Raw genomic sequence first — 24,108 nt, forward strand, 5'->3', positions numbered from 1 at the left:
AGACATAAGCAGACCAGCAGGTTCTGCACTAGGAGTGGCTGCAAGTAGGCCGGAAAGAAAACAATAATTAGCCAGAGCAAGGTCATTACTAATAGAAGAGCCATGGACAACCATAACTTAGCAGCTGGCAAGTCACCTGCCCAATTCTGCCGGGCCAAGACCAGTAATAATGCTGTTATTACCGCATAAGCCTAGTAAGAGAACTTCTTATTCATCACTAATAATTCCGTCATGTAGCTTCAGGCGCCGGTCATAGTCAATTGCGCTAATATCATCATGGCTAGCCACAATCACTGTCTTATTTTGCTCTCTTAACTCATGCAAGAGAGCAACAAATTGATCGATACTCTCATGGTCAATGCCTCGAGTTGGCTCATCTAACAGAATAATATTCTGCTCTTCCATCACAGCTTGGATAATACCCACTTTCTGGCGCATCCCAACGGAATAGTTAGCAATCGCCCGCGTATCATCTGGATCAAGCTCAAAGTGCGCCAGCAATTCGCAGACCCGGTCCTCATTGAAGCGGTGGTTAAGGTTAGCTAGGAATTGCAGGTTGGTCATGGCCGACTCATATTCCAAAAAGCCCGGATTCTCGATCAGAGCTAACTATTATTTTTCCTTTATTAACTCAACTATACAGTAGCTCACAGTCTATGTAAACGCTTTTACAGTTTAACTGATAACTATTCCGGGTTATAATGGCATTATGCAATAGCTAAATTAAGCTTATCTTCAACCTATTTACAAGTATTAATATATTTTTGCTAAACTGATATCTGACCACGAAAGGACGGCGAAGTTGATGAACACTAACCAACTACTAGAGCGCTATTTAGACTCTAACGGTAGAGTGAAGGCTTGGCCCGGCAAGGCCAAGAAGCGGCTACTGGTCTTGGCTTATCTGGCCTCTAAATTTGAACCGAACACGAAGTATTCAGAACAGGAAGTTAACGCCATTTTGATGCCATTGATTGCAGATTACGTAACCAGACGACGTGACCTAATTGAATATCATTTCTTAAGTAGAACTGCTGACGGCAGCCAGTATTGGCTAAATATGGCTTCTACCAACAGCTGATTTCAAAGCAAAAAAGGGAATATACCATGTTAAACAGTATATTCCCTTTTTTAGTTTTTTGATGTTTAAGCATATTCCTGCCAGAAGCGCAGTGCTAACTTCTGGTAAAGCATGCAGCCAGCCAGATAATCAGCAATAGCTACGAATTCATTGGGTTCATGATCCGTTGTCCCTGCAGCAGGACCCAGAATAATAATGGGAAAGGCACCTGCTTGAACATATTCAGAAGCATCAGTTGCACCAGTGCCAGCGGTAAGTTCACATGGCCGCCCCACATCCTGGCGAACTACTTCTTGGGCAAGCTGGGCCAACTTAGTGGCTGACTGGTCAGGGAGCGGCACCTCTGGAAAACTATAGCGAATTGCTAGCTGAGCTCCTTGATCATTAAGGTCAGCAATCAGTTCTGCCAGTTCAGTATAGATCTGCTCGTTGTCATAGACCGGCGTTGTCCTGATATTGCCGGACAACCACGCACTGGCTGGCACCGAATTAATCTGGTCACCGCCGTGAATCTGGCTGATTACATGAGTCAAGGAGCCTAGAACGGGATCCTGCTTCTTATGACTGTCCATCAGTTCCTGGGCCCTCAACGCAAAATCCATAAGTGGCATAATGGCATTCTGACCCTTATCTGGAGTTGAGGAGTGAACACAAACTCCCTTAGAAGTTACATAGTAATCAATCACACCTTTATGAGTCACGCGAATGTTGAAATGCGATGGCTCACCAATTACCAGACCGTCTAAATCACTGGCGTAGCCTTCCTTGACCAGTTGAGCTGCGCCGTACTCACCCGTTTCTTCACCAACTGAGGCTAACAGGCGAATCCGCCCCGGCAAAGGCTGCTTACTATCCAAGAGGTCCAACATCCCAACTACCATCGCGGCCAGGCCTGACTTCATGTCACTAGTCCCGCGGCCAAAGAGTTGGCCGTCTTTGATAGTAGGGCTAAAGGGTGGCGTTCGCCAACTAGCTAAATCACCTGCCGCAACTACGTCTTCATGGCCCGAAAAACCCAACAAGGGTCCTTGTTCACCCATTGTGACAACCAAGTTGTCGCGCCCTGGGGCATAGGTTACCCGTTCTAGCTTGACGGGATACCCTTTAAATAAGTCGCTCAGGTAGTCGGCCACCAGACTTTCATGGTCATTAGCCGACTCAATTCCAATCAAGTCAGTCAGTATTTTTACCGCACGCTCTTGTTCCACTGTCCTGCCTCTTTCCTATGCTTCCAATATCTTAGCCAAAAAGTCTTGTGCTCGTTCCGTCTGGGGCCGCTCAAAAAAGTCCCGCGGGCTCGCCTGCTCCTGAATATAACCATCCGCCATGAACCAGACCTCATCGGCCACACTCTTGGCAAAGCCCATCTCATGTGTAACGACCACCATCGTCATCCCCTTGTGGGCCAAATCCTGCATTACCTTAAGAACTTCGCCAACCATTTCGGGGTCAAGCGCACTAGTGGGTTCATCAAAAAGCATCACTTCCGGATCCATCGCAAGGGCCCGGGCAATTGCTACCCGTTGCTGTTGGCCACCAGACAAACTGGCTGGAAACTCCTGCGCCTTATCACTCAGACCTACTTGCGCTAGCAGCTCCTTCCCCTTAGTTGTTGCCTCGTCATCACTGCTATTCTTCACCTTCAAAGGAGCCAATTTAATATTTTCGATAATGTTCATATGCGGGAATAAGTTGAATTGCTGAAAGACCATCCCCATTTTTTCGCGTAATTGGTCAAGTTGGTCTTCGCTCAAAGCGGTTAAATCAGTTCCTTCAAATAAAACATGCCCCGTCGAAGGCTGGTCCAACATGTTTAAGCACCGTAAAAAAGTACTCTTACCAGCTCCTGATGGTCCCACCAGGCAAATGACCTGACCTTCATTCACGGTTGCACTAATATCTTTTAGAACATCATTCTTACCAAAGGTCTTGGTCAGGTGTTCAACTTCTATAACTGCCTTCTTAGTCATGGTCCATTTTCCTTTCAAAGTGTTTCATCAGAGTAGATAAGCTAAATGTAATAATAAAGTAGAGCACCATCGTAATTACCAGTGGCATTACCCCGCGGTAAGTATCAGCCTGGACAACTCGTGATTGATAAATTAGATCCGTGACTCCGATGACCGAGACAATTGAACTTTCTTTGATTAGTGAAACAAACTCATTGCCTAAAGCTGGCCAAATATTTTTCATAGCCTGCGGCATAATGACGTAACGCATGGTCTTTTTTCGCGATAGGCCAAGTGAACGCGCCGCTTCAGTCTGCCCCTTCGCAATTGAATTAATCCCCGACCGAATGACTTCAGCCACATAAGCCGCAGAATTGAGCGCTACTGCAATAATTCCCGAGAGTAACGCCGGAATGTTAACTAGCAGACCCAAGCCAAAATAAATAAAGAGCAGTTGCACCATGAGTGGTGTGCCTCGAACAAATTCAATGTAGGCCGTTGCGACAGCATGAATCAAGTGATTATGACTGAGCCGCATCAGTGCCAATAAGGCGCCTAACAAGAAGCCAAAGAAAACCGCAATGGCCGAAATAAAGAGGGTGTAGCCCACTCCAGCAATGAAGAAGTCTTTATAGGCCCACATGGAGTTGGACGTCTTAGACTTGCTGTCGGCCAAATATTTGCCCGCCTGTGGTAGGTATTGCTTGTTGATTAAATTTTGCTGTTTAATTTCAGCAATCGACTTGTTGGCTGCCTTAACCAGACTCTGCGCCCCCTTGTGAAAGGCAATCGCTGATCCGTTGGAGTCAACCTTGAAACCGGAGCGAATCGCCGTGATGCCGTCCGTATTCTTGACAAAGGCACTGGCAGTGGCCGTATCTACTGCCACCGCATCAAACTTATTCGTCTTAAGTCCAAGAATCAGATCACTATCCTTGTCCATCGTCTTCAGTTTAGTCTTCTTAGCCTGTTCTTTAATTAAAGTAGCTTGCAAACTGCCGGTCTGCGCACCGATCGCTTGCCCAACAAAAGACCGATAGTCATGGTACTTGTCTTTGTCGGTGGTCCGAATTAACAAATCTTGACCGCTCTTGTAGTATGCCTCACTAAAGGCCACACTCTTGGCGCGCTTAGGCGTAGCCGACATACCCGAAATGACCATGTCAATCTTGCCGGTTTCTAAAGCCACGAGCAGGGAGTCAAAATCCATTGTGCGGACAATCAGCTTGACTCCAAGGTCGCGAGCAATCTTGCGGCCAATCTCAACGTCCATGCCCACAACTTTGGACTTACCATCAATATTTTGCACAAATTCGTAAGGCGGAAAGTCTGGGCTGGTACCCATGACCAACTCACCCTTCTGCTTAACTTTTTTTAGGTAGTTGTCTCTTGGTGCTGGTGCAGCTTGCACCGGCTCTGATGATTGGGGCAATAAAGCAAGCAGCATCATTAAGGCTAGGATACCGGCCAGCCATTTCCAAGATTTTTTCATAATTTTCCCTCCGCGTATGTATTACGATAATTATAATAATATAAAAATAAAATAACAATGCTCTTTTTGCTTTATTATTAAAAAAGACAGAAAAAATGCTCTGCTTATTCACTACTGAACTAATAATCGCAGAGCATTTCTTATTTTTTTATTAATTACTTTTAAGAGTGTGAGGCTCCTGATACGGCATCCGAGTCATCATCCTTCATCTGGTTCTCGGCAGTTACAGGATAAGGCTTAATTCTTGAAGGATCTGTATTAGACTTCAAGTTATCAGCAGTGTAGTTGATATGAGCAATCTTGGCATGCTTGATATCTTCCACCGTCTTGCAGCCGGTCAGCTGCATATCAATTAAGAGTTCAGTATTCAGTTGTTCAATAACTGATTGAACACCCTTAGGACCACCTAGAGCTAGACCATAGAGGTATGGTCGACCAACACCAACTATATCAGCGCCAAGAGCCAAGGCCTTGAAGACGTGTGATCCGCGGCGAACACCTGAATCGAAGATAATCGGTACCCGGTGGTTAACCGCCTGAGCGATTTCTGGCAACATGTCAATGGTAGCTGGGCCACTATCAACTTCACGTCCACCGTGGTTGGTAACGTAGATCCCATCAGCACCACAGCCCATTGCCAGGTAGGCATCTTCAGCACAAACTACACCTTTAACAAAGACTGGTAAGCCAGACATTTCCTTAATCCGGCGAACATCTTCTGGACCAATCTTCTGGGCAGATGAAGCGTACATTTCCGCAACGGTCTGACCCTCTCCTTTAGCACCCTGGTAGCGGGTAAAGAAATCTAATGGCACTGGGAAGGCAAACTGGGTTCTCAGGTTAGCCTCACGAAAACCTGAAACCAGCGCATCCACCGTTAAGAAGATGCCTTTATAACCAGCCTGCTTGATTGCATCAAAGACCATCTGATTGAACTTCCAATCCTTACTGAGGTAAAGTTGGAAGAAGCGCGGTGCATCTGGTGCTGCTGCAGCAATATCTTCAACACTCTTGTTACCATAGGTACTAGAAGCAAATAATGCACCAGCAGCTGCAGCACCTTTCTGAGTAGCAACTTCGGCATCCTTGTGAGCAATACCGTGGCAGGCAATTGGCGAAATCATTACCGGCGTTTTCAACTTCATCCCCATGAATTCAGTATCAAGCTGGGGATTATCCATATTAGTTAAAGCGCGCGGGACAATTTGAAAATGGTTAAAAGCAGTAGTATTATTCCGCCAGGTCCATTCATTCTCTGAACCAGAAGCAATGTAGTAATACGCACCTTCTGGCATAACTTCCTTGGCACGTTCCTCAAGTTCATCGAGGTTAATCATGTCGATCTTTTCATCTTTATCACTCTGGGGAAAACCATTGTAATATGCTGTCATTTTAAAGACTCCTTTGATTGTTTAGTATATTTTATAGCTATACTCTTATTATACATGAAACTGCTTACAATAGTTAGTGAAAAAGTTAAAAGATTGTTTAAATATCAGCCTTAATGCTGTGCTATTTTTCACAAACTTATAAATGTGACCGATAATTTAGTTGTATTATCTACAACTTATGTTTAATCAGATGAGTGAAGTAAGTAACAAGATATACCACAACTTCGATTACTGCAATAAAAAAAGTAACAGGCAGATTGGTAAGAAAGCCGAGGTAGAGACCCAGCCATACCCCTATTAAAGCCAGTGTAACTGACCAGCTAATCATCGACGGCACAGTCTTACCAATGTAACTAGCAGTTGCTGGTGGTAAAGTCAGTAAGATGAACACCAGGAGTGACCCCACAATTTGGGCGCCGATTGAAACCGACATAGCCAGTGCAATTAAGAAGACTACGCTAACCATGCCAGTTTTGACACCATGCGCCAGGGCACCGGTATGGTCAAAGGAATCAAAGTTTAACGGGCGCTGTAAAAGCAGTATCATCAATAAGACAATTACCGATAAAACAACCAGTTGAATTACGCCCTGCTGGTCGACTCCGATAATGCTACCAAATAAAATATTGGTGGCATAATTGCTATTGGCTCCTGAGATGGCTAAGAATAAGACACCCAGTCCAATAAAGAGCGCTGAAATTGCACTAATTGATGATTCTTTTTGGTCGCTGTGCAGGGATAGTTCGCCAACACTAACCGAACCTAAAAGAGTAAACAACAGCATCCCCCAAAGTGGGCTAATGCCAAGCCAGACAGCAAAAGCTGCACCAGCAAAACCGATTTCAGACAAAGTATGGGCTAAAAAACTAAAGTTACGTGCAACTACATATACTCCAACGGTACCACAAGTAATCGCGATAAAAGTACTTGCCAAAAAGGCATTGCGCATAAAATCGAATGCAAACATTATTCATAGGCCTCCTCGAATTGTGCCATTTCACCTTGTTCGATTTTGCCATGGTTAAGATAAAGGTAATCTGTCATATACTTGCGCGCCAAGGGTACGTCGTGGGTTACAAACAGAACGGTTATTTTGTGTTGCTCATTCAGGTGGCTAATCAGCTGCATCAATTCGTCCTTGGCTATCGGGTCAAGACTGGCAGTAGCTTCATCTAGAATAATCATGTTAGGCTGGTCGAGCAGAGCCTGAGCTAGATAAGCCCGTTGCTTCTGTCCACCAGACGCCTCACCCATGCGCGTTTTTTTTATCATTTCCAAGTTAGTCTCTGCAAGTTGCTTCTTAATCGTCTGCTTCACCGTAGCCGTTTTTAACAAGGGGGCATTCAGACCAACAAAGGCTTCAATCGATAGCGGATATTCGGAATCAATATTACGGAACTGAGGCACATAGCCTAAACGCAGATCATCAGCAAACTTAAAAGTTCCGGTTGTTGGCACTAACATCCCCATTAAAATATTGATTAAGGTTGTTTTCCCAGCCCCATTAGGACCCAAAAGTGCAGTCATTGAACCTTTTTTGAGTTTAAAATTCAGATTGGAGAAAACCCTCTTTTTCTCAAACCTCATTGCAAGATTATTAACTTTTAAAATATCAGACAAGACCTAACTCCTTACTAATAGCGGCTAAAATTACCAACTTTGACAAATTGGTTGACATTGATTTGGTAATACCAGCGACCTTTGATTTTAACGCGGCCACCATATATTCTAAGGTAGTTGCCGCGATATAACTTAGGGGTGTTAACCCGCCAGCCCTTCCTATCATAGACAAAAGCATTATGAGTCAGAGACTGCAGCTTGCCTTCAACGTTGCTGGCAACGACGTATTGATCTACCCCAATCTGCATGTACTTCTTACCCTTGATAGTCTTATTACCATAAGTGGTTAGGCTGCTACCAGCTTTTTTGGTTGGCAGATCAGCAGCTGTACCACTTGCATCATAAACTTTCGCATTGTGCATTAAAGTTCTAGTGGCAATAGGAGTAGGTAGTGCTGGCTTACTTGGCGTAGTCGGCTTATTAGCGGGCACGGACGGCTTACTTGGCGCAACTGGCTTAGTAGGTTTTTCTGGCTGCTTATTAGCAGAATCCCCATCAGTACTACCCGAAGACCCTTGCTGGTCATAGTAATATTTGATGAGATCATAAAACTCATCCATTGAATATCCCCATTTAGCAAAGTAACCATCCGGATCGGTATGGTCAGTACCACCTAAAAAATTAGAAACAGCATGGTGGGACCAAACTGTCCCTTTGCCGTCATGAACTGCGTTATCAGGCACCAAGTTGTACTTGCGCATGATTTGCGCCACGTAAATGGCATCATTATTAATGCTCTTGGCAAAGTCAGCCTGGTTATTTTCTTGGCACAATTCGACCTGGACAAAACGGTTATTAGCATTGGGGCCAGCTCCCCAGACACCGTAATCAGGCGTGGTCATTTGGATAACGCCGGTGTGGTCAACAAAGGCATGGACGTATGAATAAATATTCATCCACTCCCGGTTAAAGTAAATTGCTTCTGAATGGGCGCTTGCTCCAGGGGTTGCAGTTTCATGGATAACCACCCCTTCAGGTTTACCATAACGGTAGTTTATCTTGTTTTTAGCTGTAAAACTGTTGTACTGAATCCCTTCCTGTTTGAGCATTTGCTCTAGGTCGGTCACGCCACTGAATGAATTTTGCTTGGCTGTATCGTTAATGGTACTGGCATGAACTTCTACTGCTTCGCTTGCGGTTTGGACTGGCACAATAAGCCCCGTAGCCAATGCCATGGCTGCAATTATCTTTTTCATTTTTTCTTCCTCATCTAAGTCAATTATTCACAACTTTTGCTAGCTTTTGATAATTGGCGGTCATCCAATCCAGGTAGGTCGTATTATTAGGAATCGTTTCCCGGACCTTTAAGATTGGTAAATTCTGCTTTTTAGCTTGCTTGACAAAGTTATTGACGGTTGAACTAGAGGTCTGCGAGTTAAGTACCATAAAGGCAATGCGCCGCTTCTTGATACCATTCGTCATTTCCTGCACAACAGCCGGACTCGGATCCGTTTCATTTTGGATTGCCTTTTCAAAGTCTTGGTTGCCCACCTTTAAGTGAGCAGCCTCTAAAGCATAGTCAAAGACCGGTTCGCTCACGTAAACGAGTTTGCTATCGCGGCCGTCAATCTGACTGGCCGTTTTTTGGATGCCAGCAATTTTGCTCAAATACTTACGCCCATTAGCGCGGTATGCATCAGCATGCTGGGGATCCTTCTTACTCAATCTTTTGACCAAGTAGTTAACATACTTTTCTGGCATCGCTAAATTAAACCAAATATGCGGATTAGCGCCCTTTTTCAGCCCCATCAGGTCTTCACCAACTAACAAGGGTTTCTTGTTAACCGATGAAGCCAACTTGTTCATCCAATTATCATAACCTAAGCCATTGGCAACAACGATATCAGCATTTGATAATTCCTTGGCATCATTGGTGGTCGGTTCAAAATCATGCGGATCGGCCGCTGGATTCTTGATCACTGCCTTAGCAGTACCATACTTTCCCACCACATTTTGGGCAATATCAGCGTAAACATTCGTCGTCGTCATAATTGATATTTTACTATCTTTTTGAGGCTTTTGCGAACACGCCGTTAGGGTTAGCAGGAGCAAGCTAAGAATTGCAATAAAAGCTAAAATTTTACTATTCTTTTTCATATCTGTTCTCTCTTCTTTCTTCAAAAATCACTTCTGACATTGTATCTGGTTACTGGGTTATTTTGATTGTCAGCTTGGTAGTTTAATCAGTAAGTGGTGCTCACTTACAATTAGTAACTATTATACAATAAAGTATCCTTACTTACAAATAGTAAATGAAACTACTAATAGTTCTCACATTATTGGGCGCCACTAATTTTTAGCCAAACTAAAAAGCGCGCGGTCAAGCCGCACGCCTTTAGTGTAAGTAAATGTTAATAAATAATAACTGCTAAAAAATAAACTACAATCCAATCAGATGGGCAAAGATTGGAACCAACATATTATCGACTAAAGCCGTTGCAACAACTGCTACAGCTGCCATGGCGCCTTGCGTCGAGCCCATTTCCAAAGCAAAAGCTGAGCCAATCGTGTGACCTGCAGCACCAAGGCCGAGGCCAGCGCCGAGGGGATCACGATTCAAATTGAACCACTTAACCAACTGCTTACCCAAGGCATAGATAACTACCGCATTGAGAATACATGCCATGGCCGTTACTGACGGATTGCCGCCAATTGACTGGGTAAGTGGCATGGCTACAGCAGTGGTGGCTGACTGGCTAAGCATCGACTTAATCCCGACACTATCAAGGCCAACCGCCTTGGCAACTAATGTAATTAGTACCATTGAAATAAACGTCCCGCAGACTAAACCTAACAAAATGACGAGCCAATTTTTCTTAACAACATCATTACGCTTATATAATGGTACAGCGAAAGCAATTGTGGCTGGTGTAATAAACCAGAAAATGATATCGCCGCCCGGTTTATAAGCTTTGGTATAGACTTCAGCGGTTGTCGTCCCCAAGAACTTGGCCAGGACAATCAACACTGCAATTCCTAAGACCATGCCTACAAAGAGCGGTTGGAAGAGAAAAAAGCCTTTAGATTTTTTGAATAGCCATTGACCAATTAGAAAAACAACTAATGACAGGAAAACACCAAACAAAGGTGTAGCTAGGAATTTCATCATTTAACATCCTCCACTTTTTTCTGGTCAGCAACATCAAGTTGATTATTCGTCACCTTGCTAACGAGCCAGCTAAAGAAGCGAGTTGTATATGCCACAACGACTAACAAAATAACCGTTGAAGCTATCACTACAATAACCAGTTGCAGGCCCTGCTCTCTCATAATCTTTAAGTTAGCCGCCAGCGATATTCCTGATGGTACAAACATAAAGCCAATTAGCGAAATTAATGCACTACCAAAGGAATCGACCCATTCTACTTTAACAACATGAATTGTCAATAAAACATAAAGCAGAACCAACCCAATTACCGGTGTCGGTACTGGAAATGATTTGGGCATCAAGTCAGACAGCATTTGGGCTATAAATAAAATTGCAGCGTAAATCAACATCTGAACTAAAATCGGTGCCGACTTTGTTTTTTCCTTTTCCTTTTCCATAAAAACTCATTTCCTTTCTTAATTACATCTTCCTTGCTTTCAAGTAATAAGATAAGCGAAAACTTGCTTTTTGTAAGCGGTTAAGCCGTGAACAACCAAAAAAGACCTGTGAACTGCACCCAAGCAATTTCACAAGTCAATCTTCAGACTCAAGATTTTCCAGTTATATACTACATCCCTAAGCGTTCATTCAAATCTTTGCGGTATGAACGGCCCACCTGAATCTTTTCTGTATTACTCATAATTAACAAAAGAGTATGGTTGAACCAGGGTTGAATCTCCTTGATGTCTTCAATGTTAACCACGGCGTTGCGGTGAACCTGTAGGAAGCGCGAATCAGTCAACCGTGCCTTGAGCCAAGCTAAAGTTTTTCTGCTTTCATACTTTTGCTTAGCAGTAGAAATTGTTAACACCCCATTGTTAACTGTTGCAGTTACCACATCGAGCTTTTTGATAATCACATTCCGATCCTCAAGTTCAATACTTAGCACTTCACTTTCGGCGTTATCTTGGGCCGGTCCCTGCTTCGCTGACAGCGTGCTGACCGCCTTGGCAAGCGCCTGGTCAATCCGTTCCTGTTCAAAGGGCTTTAGGACATAATCAAGTGCACCAACGTCAAAGGCCTTAACTGCATACTCATCGTAGGCCGTCGCAAATACAATCATCGGTAAGTAAGACAACTGTTTTAGCTCGTCTGCAAGTTCGAACCCATTCTCTTCATTTAACGAGATATCCAAAAACATCAGGTCAATCTGATGTTTAAGCAAAGCGGTCTGGGCTTCTCTAATATCTTCTGCCTGGTAAATTTTAACTGTCTGCTTTTGCAAGCTCGGACTTTTTTTAATTAGATACGATAGTTCGGTCCGCGCTAGCGGCTCGTCATCAACCACTAAAATCCTCATCTTAGTTTCCTTCTAGCTTTCTTTGCTCTTGCTTTTGGCCTGTTTTAAGGGAATCTCTGTCCTAAAAGAAGTACCGGTGGGACCGGTCGTGATTTGGAGTTTACTGCTAGTACCGTACAAACCCTTGAGCCGGCGATTAAGGTTATAGAGGGCGGTTCCACTGCCCTGCGATTCGTTTATGGTCTCTTGGCCTAAGCGTTTTAGAATTGGGGGCTCAATGCCGCTACCATTATCACTAACCGTAATTTCCAGGTTTTGATTCCTACTACACAAGTTAATAACAATCTTATTACCGGTTTTCCTACCTTTAAAGGCATGCTTAATCGCATTCTCGACAAAGATTTGCAAGCAAAAGGATGGTATCAAAGTCGTTTCTGGCACATCAATCCGGTAGTCCACCGTGAACTTATTAGGAAAGCGCAAACTCTCAATGCCCGTGTAGGAACTTACATAGCGTTTTTCCTGTTCCAGCGTGATTTCCTTTGACTGCCCATTCTTAAGACTTGACCTAAAAAAGGTACTAAGCTCCATCAGGGCCTCATGGGCCTTGTCAACATCAACCCGCATCAACGCCCCAATCGTGTTGATGGCATTGAAGAAAAAGTGGGGGTTAATCTGCACCTGTAAGGCTCTGATCTCGGCTTCGTTGACCAAGCTGGTCTGCTGCTCCGCAATGCCAATCGCCAGTTGGCCTGAAAAAATCATGGCCAGGCCGCGGACCAAGTTTTCCTCGACCACCGTCATTTTTCTTTCCTCGCAGAAGTATAACTTGAGCGCCCCAATGGTTTTTTTATTTACCTGCAGGGGACAAACAATTGCTGAAGTTAAGGGGCAATCCTGGTGGGGGCAGCCAATCTCTGCCTTCGTATAAGCTCGCTTTTCCTTACCTGCTGAAATCACCGTCTTCGACAGGTCGGTAATTACGGGTTCATTAGCAATATGATGATCCTGGCCCGCGCCGACATGGGCCAGCACATTGACCCGATCCGTCAGACCGACCGCATCAAAGTTGGTGTACTCCTTAATAATCTGGCAAACATGCGCGGCCGAATCGAGGTCAAGGCCATGGCGAAAGTATGGCAGGGTCTTGTTGGTTAATTCCAAGACATCCTTGGTTTGGACAGCGCGCAGCTGTCGTTCATTAGACAAGTAAGTTCTCAAAATTTCAATAAATAGGCTCGAACCAATCGTATTCAACAGAATCATCGGAACAAAGATTAACTTAATTAATCCAAACCCCCGGAAAGCAAAAATAAAAGCCATCTGAATCAGCTCCGCCAATAGAGACAAAATTGCCACCCAGAGAGTCGACGGGTATAAGTTGTTCTTCTTCACCCGATCGCCCCAAACACCGACTAAGTAGCCAATCAAGACTGAACTAACAATGTAAAAGTAATCAGAAAAGCCCCCAAAAATGACCCGGTGCAGACCACCCACTAAACCAACCAGCATCCCCACATAGGGTCCTGCAGTCAGACTAGCCGTTGTAATAACCAGCACCCGGGTGTTGGCAATCGAATCAGACTGCGGCATGCCGGTAACAATCAGCGGTGCGATGATTTCCTTAGAACTAGAGATCTCAACCCCGGCCAGGTTAGCAACAACAACAAACAAAGAGAAGATTACAAATAACCAAGTCTGTGATTTGAGTGTTCGTTCTTCAATTAGGTCCCTGAAAAAGCGCATGTTGACTAGCAAAAAAGCCAGGACCATGATGATCCCCAGCCGCTCGGCCAGCAAAATAAATAGGTTAAACACAATAATCTCCATTTTCTGCTTGATGTTGGACTAAGCCCTTTTTAACATATAAGTATTCCATACTATTATACCCGATGTTGATAATCAGCATTCAACTGCAAAAATTAGGGTCTTAATTGACCCAATTAGCTGCTTAACTTTATCCCGCAAAAAAACAGTTTATGGTCATTTACCATAAACTGTTTTATTATCTTACCCTATTACTTATTCAATAGGCTTCTTCCACAGACCCAAAATTACCCCGGCAATTATTGAGCCAATAATGGTAGCTAGGAAGTAAAGCACAATGTGGTTGGAAAGCGGTGAAACCCACAGACCACCATGCGGTGCAGGAACTCCTATCCGCCACAATCCTACTAAAGCACCACCAACAGCGGAACCAAAAATACAGGACGGTAAAACGTGACCAGCATCGGCAGCTGCAAAGGGAATGGCACCTTCAGTAATGAAGGAGAAGCCTAAAATCCAGTTGCTGACACCAGCACGGCGCTCATCTTCCGTGTACTTATTCTTAAAGAAGGCAGTCGAAATGGCGGTCGCAAACGGTGGCACCATGCCACCGACCATCACAGCAGCCATCATGACAGCCGCAACAGTTGAATGCGGATCGTTGGCAAAGGCACCAGAAGCAAAGACATAGGCAGCCTTGTTGAAAGGTCCACCCATATCAATGGACATCATGGCAGCTAGAATTGTGGTCAAGACTACTAAGTTACCCGTACCCATTTGGTTTAGGAAGTTAGAAATTGCAAAGTTGATTGAGCTAAAGACTGGATTGACAATGTAGTACATGATGAGGGCAATCAGGAGCAGGCTCAAGATTGGGTAGATAAGCATCGGCTTCATCCCCTCAAGCGACTTCGGCAGCTTAGCAAACAGCTTCTTCAAGCCAACTACTAAGTAACCAGCAATAAAACCGGAAGCAAGACCACCAAGGAAGCCAGCAGGCGATTTGGCATTGGTCAAGACGTTAGCAACGTATACCCCGCCGTAAGCTCCGGTATAGACCGTAGCCATGAAGCCGCCCACAAAACCGGGCATCAGAGCCGGCAGGTCTCCGATTGATTCGGCAATATAACCGGAGAGAATCGGCACCATAAAGGCGAAAGCCATATTACCAGCATTGTTCAGGAAAATGAAGGCAGGCGACTTAGGTCCACCAGCATAGTTCTCCACGATGAAAGAAATTGCCATGAGGATCCCACCACCGATAACAAACGGTAACATGTGGGATACACCATTCATCAAGTTTTGGTAGATTGAACCCCAGACACCTTTTTTGGTCTCATCACCTGCTTGGGTCGCTTGACTATCAGAGTGGTAGACGCTGGCCTCATCATCCAAGATTTTGCTAATCAGTTCATCTGGCTTGTTAATACCATCAACTACCGGCCGCGTGACCAGTGGCTTACCATCAAAGCGGGGCATGTCGACCTTCTTATCAGAGGCGATGACTACACCTTGGGCCCGCTTAATCTCATCAGCAGTTAACTTGTCTTTGACGCCTTCTGAACCATTGGTTTCAATGCGGACATCAACGCCGCGCTCCTTCCCCGCCTTGATCAAGGCCTCTTGAGCCATGTAGGTGTGGGCAATACCATTGATACATGCGGTTACTCCGACAATTAGTGGACGCTCTTCACCTGCGCCCGTTGAGCTGGCTGCCTGCGCCTTTTCTGCCTGTTTAGCAGCATCACTCTTTTGCTCCGCATCTTCAAAAAGCTGAATTACTTCTTCTGGTGTCTGAGCCTGCTTCAGAGCTTTAACTAGCTCAGGATCAATCAGCAACCCCGAAAGCTTAGCCAAGGCTTGTAAGTGCGTATTATCAGCACCATCTGGGGCTGTAATCATGAAGAATAAATAAACCGGCTGACCATCAAGGGCATTATAGTCAATCCCCTTGGCACTTTTGGCAAAGAGGACCCGGGCCTTGTTAATCGCCTTATTACGCGCATGTGGCATGGCAATGCCATCACCGATGCCCGTAGTTGACTCGTTTTCACGGGCCCAGATTGACTTGATAAACTCCTCTTCATCATTAACAATGCCGGTCTTGACCTCTAAAGCGGCCATTTCCTTAATGGCCTCTTCCTTGTCGGTCGCCTGCAACGACATAATCATGGATTCAGGAGCTAAAATATCTCTAATTTTCATTTCCATCCCTCTTATCTACGAAATTTTTTCTACTTTTATCTGGGGTAAAACCGCCTCAATCTGACCCTTTACTGCAATATCTTGCGTAAAGGCAGTGGCGGCGCCACAGGCCATCCCCATCCGAAAACTTGCAGCTGGATCACCAGTTTGCCTGTATGTACCCACAAATCCGGCGGTCATTGAATCTCCAGCTCCAACCGAATTAACGACGGTACCAATTGCGGCCTTGGCATGATAAATCTGCTCTTTAGTGACCAGATAGCCGCCCTGCCCAGCCATCGAAACCAAGACATTCTGAGCGCCGCGCTCAAGCAATTTGCGCGCTGCTGCCAGCATTTCTGCGTCTGTTTCAAAAGTTGTTTGGAAAAGATCGGCGAGTTCATGATGGTTGGGTTTAATAACTAAGGGCTGGTAAGCCAACGTATCAAGCAAGGCCTGGCCTGTTGTATCAACCACAAACTCAGAACCTGCGGCCTTGATTTCCGGCAGTAGCTGCTTGTAAAAGTCAGCTGGCAGACTAGGAGCCAGCGAACCACTCATAACGACTACATCGCCTTTTTGTAAATCAGCTAACCGTGCCTTAAAGGCGGTTATTTCTTGGTTGGTGATATTGGGGCCGGCAGCATTAATTTCTGTTTCTTCTTGAGCGTGGACCTTAACATTGACCCGGGTGGGATCAGAAATCTTCACAAAGTCATTGACAATGTGGTACTGGTTGAGCTGGCGGACTAATTCCTTGCCCGTAAAGCCGCCCACAAAGCCCCAAGCAGTGTTATCCGTATCTAGCTGGTTAAGAATGCGGGAAACATTAATCCCCTTGCCCCCAGCTAGAAAGGCACAATCACCACTGCGGTTGACGCTGCCACGATCGACCTGGTCAATCTGAATAACATAATCCAAGGCTGGATTCACAGTAACTGTATAGATCAATCTATTACCTCCTTCAAATCTGCCTCAGCGGGCAGCAAGTCCTTCTGCCGCGCAGCAAGCGCGGTCGTGATCACGGTGACCTGACTGACATTACCAAAAACGGCAAAATTGCGCTCACCCAGCTTGGAAGCATCAGTTAACACATAAGTATGGTTGGAACGAGCAATTTCTAATTTTTTGATTGCGGCTTCTTCGGGATCAGGCGTAGTCAAGTCGCCCTGGTAATCGATGCCGTTAGCTCCGACAAAACTGGCTGCAAAGTTCATGCCCTGCAGCTGCTCAAGTGCAAATTGGCCAACTACGGCATGAGTATCTTCCTTGATTTGGCCGCCCAGAAGCATCGTATTAATGCCATGATTAAGCGCACCCAGTGCGGTTTCAAGTCCATTAGTTACAACTGTCACGCCCTGCATGGTTGCTAAGAACGGCACCATTTCATAGGCAGTCGTACCCGCATCAATGAAGATATAGTCATCCTCATGCACGTATTGTTGGACTGCATACCGAGCAATTCGAATCTTTTCATCATGGTTCATGGTGAAGCGAATATGCTGAGAAACGTCATGCGTGAAGTTCTTGACGGACTGAGCCCCACCATGGATCCGCTTCAACTGCCCCTTCTTCTCCATCTGAATCAGATCGCGACGAATGGTTGATTCCGATGTCGCAGCAATGGTACACAAGTCACTGACCCGGCACAATTCATGCTGGTTAACGTAGTTTTCGATTAGTTTTTGCCGTTCTGGCGTTAACATGTCATCCTCACCTCCTTGAATATTTTAGTCTGTTCGCTAGCAAAAATCAATCATTTTTGTGCAAAAAAATTCAAAAGATTTCAAGAAACTTGTTTAATACGGCCTTTTTTCTTTGTGGTAAAATGAGAAATGCTATATCTATCAAGAAAGGTCGCCGCAGTTGGCAATGGACGAAACTAAAGCAAAAGAAATAAGACACCATATCTCTACCAGACATCATATGAAAATTCACTGGAAAGATTTCTACAAAAGCCCCGACGAGACCCCCATTAAGGATACAACGTTAGTTGAAAAAGGCTCGCTGGTCGGCCGCATTGGAATTATGCTACTAGAATGCGGTACAGGTGCTTGGCGCGTGCGTGATTCGATGAACACGGCTGCTCGCGCTCTAGACATTACTTGCTCTGCCGATATTGGCTTAGTTACCATTGAATACACTTGCTTTGACGTTGACAATCTGTCCTATTCGCAAACGCTGTCGCTGCCAACAACCGATGTCAACATGAACAAGTTAAATGAACTTGAAAACTTTGTCCGCCGGTTTGAACGCGACATTGATACCCTAACTATTGGTACGGTCCACCACCAACTTAACCAAATTGAGCGCCATACCCGGAGCTACCCACTCGCTGTCTCTGCCTTGAGTGCTGGCCTAGCCTGTGCGGCCTTCATCTTCCTGCTAGGGGGCGGAATAATCGAAATGGCCTGCACCTTCTGCGGGGCCACTGCCGGTAACTACATCCGCATGTTAATGGGCAAGCACAAAATCACCCTGGTTGCGAAAATTGCGGTTGGCGTGGCCGTATCTTGTGCCATTTACTTCTTGTGCTTCAGACTGGGCGAGGCAGTTTGGGCTTGGGACCACAACCACGCTTACGGGTATCTGGGTGCCATGCTCTATGTCATTCCGGGTTTTCCCTTTATTACCTCTGGCCTCGACATGTCCAAACTAGACATGCGATCCGGACTGGAGCGGTTAGCCTACGCAGTGTTAATTGTCATGATTGCGACAATGGTTGGCTGGGGAACAGCAACGATGTTCAAGCTATCTCCCGGTGCAATGCCCAAGCTAGACCTGAGTCCTGCACTATTGACCAGCTCGCGGTTACTTGCAAGCTTCTGCGGGGTTTTTGGCTTTTCCATCATGTTCAACGCCAGACCAGCAATGGCAACTGTTGCCGCTCTCATCGGTGCTCTGTCCAACACCTTGCGCCTGAGCCTAGTTGACTTCAACCACCTGCCGGCTGCCTTAGCCGCCTTTATCGGTGCCCTCTTAGCCGGCCTCATCGCCAGCTTCTTCCGCGACCGGGTAGGCTTTCCCCGCATTGCCATTACGGTGCCCGCAATTGTCATCATGGTACCCGGGCTTTACATGTACCGCGCCGTCTTCAACTTCGGTGTCACCAACATTAATGTCGGTGCCTACTGGATTATGAACGCCTTGATGATTATCACAGCTTTGCCAATTGGCTTATTAACAGCCCGCATCTTGACCGACGCCAAGTGGCGGCATGCGGATTAAACGATCTAATGTCAACCAAATAGCCACCTGCAAAACGAGTTAAGCAGAAGACTGACAAAAGTAGACATTATGAAGAAAGAGTGCTTTCCAATAAATCCCAAAAATATTCAAATAACTCATCTAAGTCTTTTGTTGTGGCGTGATAGATAATTTTAGTCATAAAAAAAGTGCTCCTAATAGCCAACTTAATGTCGAACTATTTATGGAACACTTTGATATCTATTAATAGGATTTGGGGGGTTATAGCTGATTTAGTTCAGCCGTTAGGGGGCACTTCTGAGCTTTCTTTTACTTTAATTCATAGTCAAAAATTGCAATTTTTGAATAATAAATCTTTTATTAAATAAATGAAGTAAACCCCGCTGCTATGCTTGAAGCTATACCGCTTAAATGCGTGTTGCAATTGCGAGCTGTCCTTATCGAATTTAGGCTTGCGGCCATAAAGAAGACAGCTAAACTAAAGAATAGCTAAAATTTGGCGATAATCCACACAATTATAAACATAAAAGTTAAATTAATTATTAATATTACTTGATTTTGCGTAGAAAAAGACCGGACCAGTTTAACCTAGTACAATCTTATTCTTCATCAAGTGTTAGTTTTGTGTGTTTAATGCAGTAGTTTGTTCAACAACTATTACTTTCTCTTTCAATTTAGGATAATACAAGTATGACTTTTTATTTGTAATTATCAACATGCCATTAGCTCCAGTTTTAGGTTTCAATACATATGCATTATCCGCAGATTTTTTATAGATTCCACGGTCAAACTCCCTGCCTTGGAAATAAATTCGATAGTCATTGGTTTGCTTATATGCAAAACCAATATTTACATTATTTGATAGAGCTGTATTATTAGAAAAGGCTCCCATAATACTTGGTGGATTTTTTGTTGCATCAAACAAGAAAAATAGGGTAATGATAAGTAGTGCACCCAAAATATAAGTAATGATCTTGTAGATATTATTTTTCATGTTATCCTTGATTAAACTGCTTTAGCAGATTTAGAAGTAGATTTCAAAGCTCTGATGTAACCATAGTATAGAAACTGTCTTGGTCCATTTTGATGTCCATAAGGATGACCGTATACAGCTATTTTTTGGGTTTTAAAAGTTTTAGAAATATATAATTTGAAATGCTGTTTTCTATTAGGAACAAAGATAACATAGCCTGAATGTCCAATATTCCCTAGGCTAAATGAAATACTAAATCCTGCAAATCCTCCCCCAATACTAATAGTGGGACCTCCATTTTCTGACCAGTAAAATCCTCCTCCGGTAGGAAATCTAGTTCCTCCATAGGGCTGACCACCAGCGTATCCTCCACCAGTAACATATTTAGTTTGAACTACTTTTGAAGTAATATTTACATAATCGGGTATTCTAGTTTTGCTTGTATTATTTGTAACAAGTTCATTAACTTGTTGTTTCAATTCTTTGTCTACAATTTCTTCTGGAACTTCATAATACGAGTTTCCTGTGCTAGACAACCCATTATTTAAGCCGAGATTTTCAACATAACTGAAACCGTTATTATCTGAGGCCAAAATCTCATCTGCAGATACTCGCTGTGATACGCTCATAGTAATTAATGATAATAATAAAACTACCGTTGACTTTAATACGACTTTTGATGGTGTTTTCATAATTAATTATCCTTTCATTTAAATTAATTATATTTTTATTATATTATTATATATTTAATATTACGTCAATCTTTTTTATGAACATTCGTATCCTAATTCTTACGGTAAATTGTAGAATGAAGTTGAACACTTGCCCTGATTAGAAAATAAAAAAAGTCCATTGGACTTCTTTGATAGAATGTAATTACCAAAAGGGCCAACATCTTGCTTTGCAAGACCGCGTGATTATCCAAATCTTGCGCCAGCCAATACCAAGAACACTGGAACGAAGTCTTTAAGACCATTACCACGGACAGGTTCTGAATTTGCGGATTTGACTCAGTTAGAACAAGCAGCGCAGACGTTGGTCTACTACGCGCACCCGATGAAGTATATGAAAGAAGATTAGATTGCATCTATCATATCAAGTAAGGTGTTCAACTTAAAATTGCAATTTTCGAGAAGATTTTTCTTATGAAAATCCGCTCTTAAGAAAAAAGAAGAATAAAAAGCTGTGTAAGACTGCAATTGGATTCGCAGGCGATTTTTCTAGGAGCTGCATTTACTATTGGTGGTATAGCTGCGGTGCTCCACAGGCTGGGGCCATATTTGGTGGCGTTTATGGTGGTCTTATGAATAAAGCTAAGGATTATATTTGCTAGGGTTAATATATTAAGGAGATACTTATTATGAAACTATTTAAAAAATTATATGATAATTATCAAACCACTTGTGTAAATTGTATTTTCTTTCTTTTTCCTTTACAGGCATTACTTCTCGAGCATAGCATGAGATCTTTTATAAGTCTTATAATCTGGGAAATAAGTATGTTGTTTGCAAGTTTAATTGGGGACATTAATGCTAATAAGGCAGAGACTGAAAACGTGAGAATAAAAAGACAACAAAGAAATGGCGTTATAATTGCACTCATTTGGTTTATAGCATTAGGAATAATTGAGTGGTAAATGATTATGTACACGTTTTTTTGAATTAATTAAGGCCCAAATAACTAACGCTAGGTCACATCTAATAGTTGATTATTTTTCGACTAAAGGAAAAACGAAAATTGCAATTTTAAGTTAAACCCCCGCTGCTATGCTTGAAGCTGAAGCGCTGATGTTATTTAGGAATAAGGTAATATTTGCTATAATGGGGTTTGAATTGATAGCAAATTGTTTTGAGGGCGGTTGGCTGTTTCACTTGAAAGGAGAGGGTGCCTATGGCACGAAATCTTTTAGGAAGGTGTGCAGTCGGTGAGTGTGTACCATGCGCTAGAATTAGCGCTGGCATTTGCCTCGTTTATTATTGTCTTGTTGACGTATATCGACAAGCACAGATAAACAAAAAGACCGTCCCAACAATAACTCTGACAGGTTATGGGATTGGTCTTTTTGATTAATCAGTAACTTAGTCAACCGCCTTTAAAGCGGCTGCTTGAAGTTCAGAGAAGAAGTCTTGTTTTACAAGGCTTCTTTTTCTCTATAGTTATATTCTAGCATGATTAAACTGATTTTGCACAAGAACTTGATCAAGTTCTTGATTAAGTTAATCGGGTTATTCCTAGTTTTTCTCTATACCGCTTAAATGTTATCCGATTAATTCCAGTTACCTTGCTGACGGCAGTATCAGTCATACCACTTTGGTAAAGTTTAAAGGCGCGTTGCAATTGCGGGCTGTCTTTATTGAATTTAAGCTTGCGTCCATAAAGAGGGCAGCTAAACTAAAGAATAGCTAAAACTTGGCGATAATCCACACAATTTTAAACATAAAAGTTAAATTATTTATTAATATTACTTGATTTTGCGTAGAAAAAGACTGGACCAGTTTAACCTAGTACAATCTTATTCTTCATCAAGTGTTAGTTTTGTGTGTTTAATGCATTAGTTTGTTCAACAACTATTACTTTCTCTTTCAATTTAGGATAATATAAGTATGACTTTTTATTTGTAATTATCAACATGCCATTAGCTCCAGTTTTAGGTTTCAATACATATGCATTATCCGCAGATTTTTTATAGATTCCACGGTCAAACTCCCTGGATTGGAAATAAATTCGGTAGGCGTTTTCTTGTTGCACTGCAAAAGTAATATCTACCCTATCTGGCTGAGTTATTTTATTAGAAGCTGTTATATTAGAAAAAGATCCCATAATACTTGGTGGATTTTTTGTTGCATCAAACAGAAAAAATAGGGTAATGATAAGTAGTGCGCCCAAAATATAAGTAATGATCTTGTAGGTATTCTTTTTCATATTTTCCTTCACCATTTAAAGCACTGATATTTCATTATTTTATTATATATTTAATATTAAGTAAATTAATTTTCACTTTTTATAAGCAAATGTGTCTTACTTACAAACAAAAAAATATAAAATTTGTCGTTTTTCGGGAACAAAATAATCCATTTCAGGCTAATCTGAAGAATTTCACAGTGGTTAAAGTTTCGCTAAGTTTGCTGTGCCCTAATGAATATTAATATAGTTAGCGACCGCATTATTTTGTTTAAGTAAAATCCTAATTGTGCTTATAGTTAAAATTATATTAAGAAATAAATTATTGCGTTTGCTTTTAATAAAACACACAGTATAATATTCTCAATTATTGTCATGGAATCATGGAGTCTACAAAAACGAATAGAAAAAACAATTTTTAAGTATCATGTATCATGGTTTCGGCAGGCGGGTTTGGATTTGGTAGTAATACAATATCATCATCAAAAGCAAGAGGTACTACTAGTGAAAAGACAGAAACCAGAAACTGTATTATTAGCTGAAATTAATGCTTGTCTTCAGGAACCTATTTCAGCAGAAGAAAAGAGAATTTTTCTTTTAGCCAAAAGAGACTTGGAAAAGAAAAAATATCTTTCTGCTATAGTAAGTTCTCTTCAAAATGCACTAACTCCATTAGCTATTCGTCAAGAATTGTCTGATGGTGGTAGAAAAATTTATCGGTTATTACTTGACCCCAAATTTCCTGGGAAACGTAGATTTGGGATAGGAATAATGTCACTCTTCGGTGGATAAATTTGTTAAGTGATTTAGCGTGTACCTGCAAATAAAACCAGATTCCATTTTATTTACACTCAAATAGTAGTGGCAATAGCTGCTGCTCTTTTTATAGCATATCGGGTTGATACTCCTTTTTTTAACTTAATTTTAAAGCTAAATAATATTTTCTTTGATAAATGTAGTTTTTTGCCCTATTACTGCATATGGTCTATTACTTTTATTGGGTAGCCCGGACAATGATTTCTTCATAACAAAAGTTCAAGTTCTTGTAGAATAAAACATGACGGCCAAATTGCTTTTCTAAACTAAACAAAAAGACTGACAAATCACATTAACAAACGTTTACTTGTCAGTCTGTTCAAATTGTGGAATTTTTTA

At 42.8% G+C, this 24,108-nt stretch carries 25 protein-coding genes and 1 pseudogene; 6 read left to right on the plus strand and 20 right to left on the minus strand.

Going from position 1 to position 24,108, the window contains the following annotated elements; genetic code table 11:
• Positions 1–207: 207 nt before the first annotated feature.
• A complete protein-coding gene (locus ACSYSN_RS06900) occupies positions 208–564 on the minus strand; it encodes an ATP-binding cassette domain-containing protein (RefSeq protein ID WP_491712109.1) in 357 nt (118 codons plus the stop codon).
• Between the two features lie 241 nt (positions 565–805).
• On the opposite strand from ACSYSN_RS06900, the gene ACSYSN_RS06905 reads away from it, so the two are divergent.
• Complete coding sequence (locus ACSYSN_RS06905; RefSeq protein WP_491712110.1) at positions 806–1,081, plus strand: DUF2087 domain-containing protein; 276 nt, start codon at positions 806–808, stop codon at positions 1,079–1,081.
• Positions 1,082–1,146: 65 nt separating this feature from the next.
• Here the strand turns inward: ACSYSN_RS06905 and ACSYSN_RS06910 are convergent, their stop codons facing one another.
• The 15 genes from ACSYSN_RS06910 to ACSYSN_RS06980 all read right to left on the minus strand — a co-directional run bounded on the left by ACSYSN_RS06910 (position 1,147) and on the right by ACSYSN_RS06980 (position 17,578).
• On the minus strand, positions 1,147–2,289 hold the full coding sequence (locus ACSYSN_RS06910; protein WP_491712111.1) for an ArgE/DapE family deacylase: 1,143 nt from the start codon (positions 2,287–2,289) through the stop codon (positions 1,147–1,149).
• 15 nt (positions 2,290–2,304) lie between these two features.
• A complete protein-coding gene (locus tag ACSYSN_RS06915; protein WP_491712112.1) occupies positions 2,305–3,051 on the minus strand; it encodes an amino acid ABC transporter ATP-binding protein in 747 nt (248 codons plus the stop codon).
• Positions 3,044–4,522 (minus strand): ABC transporter substrate-binding protein/permease, encoded by a 1,479-nt coding sequence (locus ACSYSN_RS06920; RefSeq protein WP_317637298.1) that lies wholly within the window; start codon positions 4,520–4,522, stop codon positions 3,044–3,046. The genes ACSYSN_RS06915 and ACSYSN_RS06920 overlap by 8 nt, the downstream gene beginning before the upstream one ends.
• A gap of 161 nt (positions 4,523–4,683) precedes the next feature.
• On the minus strand, positions 4,684–5,913 hold the full coding sequence (locus tag ACSYSN_RS06925; RefSeq protein ID WP_317637299.1) for an alpha-hydroxy-acid oxidizing protein: 1,230 nt from the start codon (positions 5,911–5,913) through the stop codon (positions 4,684–4,686).
• A gap of 169 nt (positions 5,914–6,082) precedes the next feature.
• Positions 6,083–6,880 (minus strand): metal ABC transporter permease, encoded by a 798-nt coding sequence (locus tag ACSYSN_RS06930; RefSeq protein WP_491712113.1) that lies wholly within the window; start codon positions 6,878–6,880, stop codon positions 6,083–6,085.
• Positions 6,880–7,500 (minus strand): metal ABC transporter ATP-binding protein, encoded by a 621-nt coding sequence (locus ACSYSN_RS06935; RefSeq protein ID WP_491712917.1) that lies wholly within the window; start codon positions 7,498–7,500, stop codon positions 6,880–6,882. Before ACSYSN_RS06935 ends, ACSYSN_RS06930 begins: the two co-directional genes overlap by 1 nt.
• Before the next feature lie 47 nt (positions 7,501–7,547).
• Positions 7,548–8,729 carry an SLAP domain-containing protein gene (locus ACSYSN_RS06940; protein ID WP_491712114.1) on the minus strand — a complete coding sequence of 394 codons (1,182 nt, stop codon included), beginning with the start codon at positions 8,727–8,729 and terminating at the stop codon, positions 7,548–7,550.
• A gap of 19 nt (positions 8,730–8,748) precedes the next feature.
• Positions 8,749–9,630, minus strand: a complete 882-nt coding sequence (locus ACSYSN_RS06945; protein WP_491712115.1) for a metal ABC transporter solute-binding protein, Zn/Mn family — start codon at positions 9,628–9,630, stop codon at positions 8,749–8,751.
• A gap of 283 nt (positions 9,631–9,913) precedes the next feature.
• Positions 9,914–10,639 (minus strand): LrgB family protein, encoded by a 726-nt coding sequence (locus ACSYSN_RS06950; RefSeq protein ID WP_317637303.1) that lies wholly within the window; start codon positions 10,637–10,639, stop codon positions 9,914–9,916.
• Positions 10,639–11,079 carry a CidA/LrgA family protein gene (locus tag ACSYSN_RS06955; RefSeq protein WP_491712116.1) on the minus strand — a complete coding sequence of 147 codons (441 nt, stop codon included), beginning with the start codon at positions 11,077–11,079 and terminating at the stop codon, positions 10,639–10,641. Before ACSYSN_RS06955 ends, ACSYSN_RS06950 begins: the two co-directional genes overlap by 1 nt.
• 170 nt (positions 11,080–11,249) lie before the next feature.
• Positions 11,250–11,981: a LytR/AlgR family response regulator transcription factor gene (locus ACSYSN_RS06960; protein ID WP_491712117.1), complete on the minus strand. Its 732-nt coding sequence runs from the start codon at positions 11,979–11,981 to the stop codon at positions 11,250–11,252.
• Positions 11,982–11,993: 12 nt separating this feature from the next.
• The gene (locus tag ACSYSN_RS06965) at positions 11,994–13,694 is read right to left on the minus strand and encodes a LytS/YhcK type 5TM receptor domain-containing protein (protein WP_491712918.1); all 1,701 of its coding nucleotides are present in this window, start codon (positions 13,692–13,694) and stop codon (positions 11,994–11,996) included.
• Between the two features lie 249 nt (positions 13,695–13,943).
• Positions 13,944–15,893, minus strand: a complete 1,950-nt coding sequence (locus tag ACSYSN_RS06970) for a PTS fructose transporter subunit IIABC (protein WP_491712118.1) — start codon at positions 15,891–15,893, stop codon at positions 13,944–13,946.
• A gap of 15 nt (positions 15,894–15,908) precedes the next feature.
• Positions 15,909–16,823: a 1-phosphofructokinase gene (pfkB, locus tag ACSYSN_RS06975; RefSeq protein WP_491712119.1), complete on the minus strand. Its 915-nt coding sequence runs from the start codon at positions 16,821–16,823 to the stop codon at positions 15,909–15,911.
• On the minus strand, positions 16,820–17,578 hold the full coding sequence (locus ACSYSN_RS06980) for a DeoR/GlpR family DNA-binding transcription regulator (protein ID WP_317637308.1): 759 nt from the start codon (positions 17,576–17,578) through the stop codon (positions 16,820–16,822). Before ACSYSN_RS06980 ends, pfkB begins: the two co-directional genes overlap by 4 nt.
• A gap of 166 nt (positions 17,579–17,744) precedes the next feature.
• On the opposite strand from ACSYSN_RS06980, the gene ACSYSN_RS06985 reads away from it, so the two are divergent.
• Positions 17,745–19,100, plus strand: a complete 1,356-nt coding sequence (locus tag ACSYSN_RS06985; RefSeq protein ID WP_491712919.1) for a threonine/serine exporter family protein — start codon at positions 17,745–17,747, stop codon at positions 19,098–19,100.
• A gap of 595 nt (positions 19,101–19,695) precedes the next feature.
• On the opposite strand, the gene ACSYSN_RS06990 is transcribed toward ACSYSN_RS06985, so the two are convergent.
• Positions 19,696–20,073, minus strand: coding sequence for a hypothetical protein (locus ACSYSN_RS06990; protein WP_491712120.1), 378 nt, complete (start codon positions 20,071–20,073; stop codon positions 19,696–19,698).
• A gap of 11 nt (positions 20,074–20,084) precedes the next feature.
• Entirely contained in the window at positions 20,085–20,744 is a 660-nt protein-coding gene (locus ACSYSN_RS06995; RefSeq protein WP_491712121.1) for a hypothetical protein, read from the minus strand.
• Between the two features lie 246 nt (positions 20,745–20,990).
• Between ACSYSN_RS06995 and ACSYSN_RS07000 the strand changes: the two are divergent.
• The 3 genes and pseudogenes from ACSYSN_RS07000 to ACSYSN_RS07010 form a co-directional block, all read left to right on the plus strand.
• Positions 20,991–21,108, plus strand: a pseudogene (locus ACSYSN_RS07000) (IS30 family transposase); the annotation flags it as partial.
• A gap of 304 nt (positions 21,109–21,412) precedes the next feature.
• Complete coding sequence (locus ACSYSN_RS07005; protein WP_491712122.1) at positions 21,413–21,688, plus strand: hypothetical protein; 276 nt, start codon at positions 21,413–21,415, stop codon at positions 21,686–21,688.
• A 294-nt stretch (positions 21,689–21,982) separates the two neighbouring features.
• Positions 21,983–22,063 carry a putative holin-like toxin gene (locus ACSYSN_RS07010; protein ID WP_223902397.1) on the plus strand — a complete coding sequence of 27 codons (81 nt, stop codon included), beginning with the start codon at positions 21,983–21,985 and terminating at the stop codon, positions 22,061–22,063.
• A 200-nt stretch (positions 22,064–22,263) separates the two neighbouring features.
• On the opposite strand, the gene ACSYSN_RS07015 is transcribed toward ACSYSN_RS07010, so the two are convergent.
• Together ACSYSN_RS07015 and ACSYSN_RS07020 are read right to left on the minus strand one after the other, a co-directional pair.
• A complete protein-coding gene (locus ACSYSN_RS07015) occupies positions 22,264–22,389 on the minus strand; it encodes a hypothetical protein (protein ID WP_491712123.1) in 126 nt (41 codons plus the stop codon).
• Between the two features lie 192 nt (positions 22,390–22,581).
• Positions 22,582–22,974 (minus strand): hypothetical protein, encoded by a 393-nt coding sequence (locus ACSYSN_RS07020; protein ID WP_491712124.1) that lies wholly within the window; start codon positions 22,972–22,974, stop codon positions 22,582–22,584.
• Positions 22,975–23,457: 483 nt separating this feature from the next.
• Here ACSYSN_RS07020 and ACSYSN_RS07025 point away from each other — a divergent pair, with 483 nt between their 5' ends.
• Positions 23,458–23,745 carry a bacteriocin immunity family protein gene (locus ACSYSN_RS07025; protein ID WP_491712125.1) on the plus strand — a complete coding sequence of 96 codons (288 nt, stop codon included), beginning with the start codon at positions 23,458–23,460 and terminating at the stop codon, positions 23,743–23,745.
• Positions 23,746–24,108 lie beyond the last annotated feature (363 nt).

The sequence above is a fragment of the Lactobacillus sp. ESL1191 genome, from assembly GCF_058504435.1.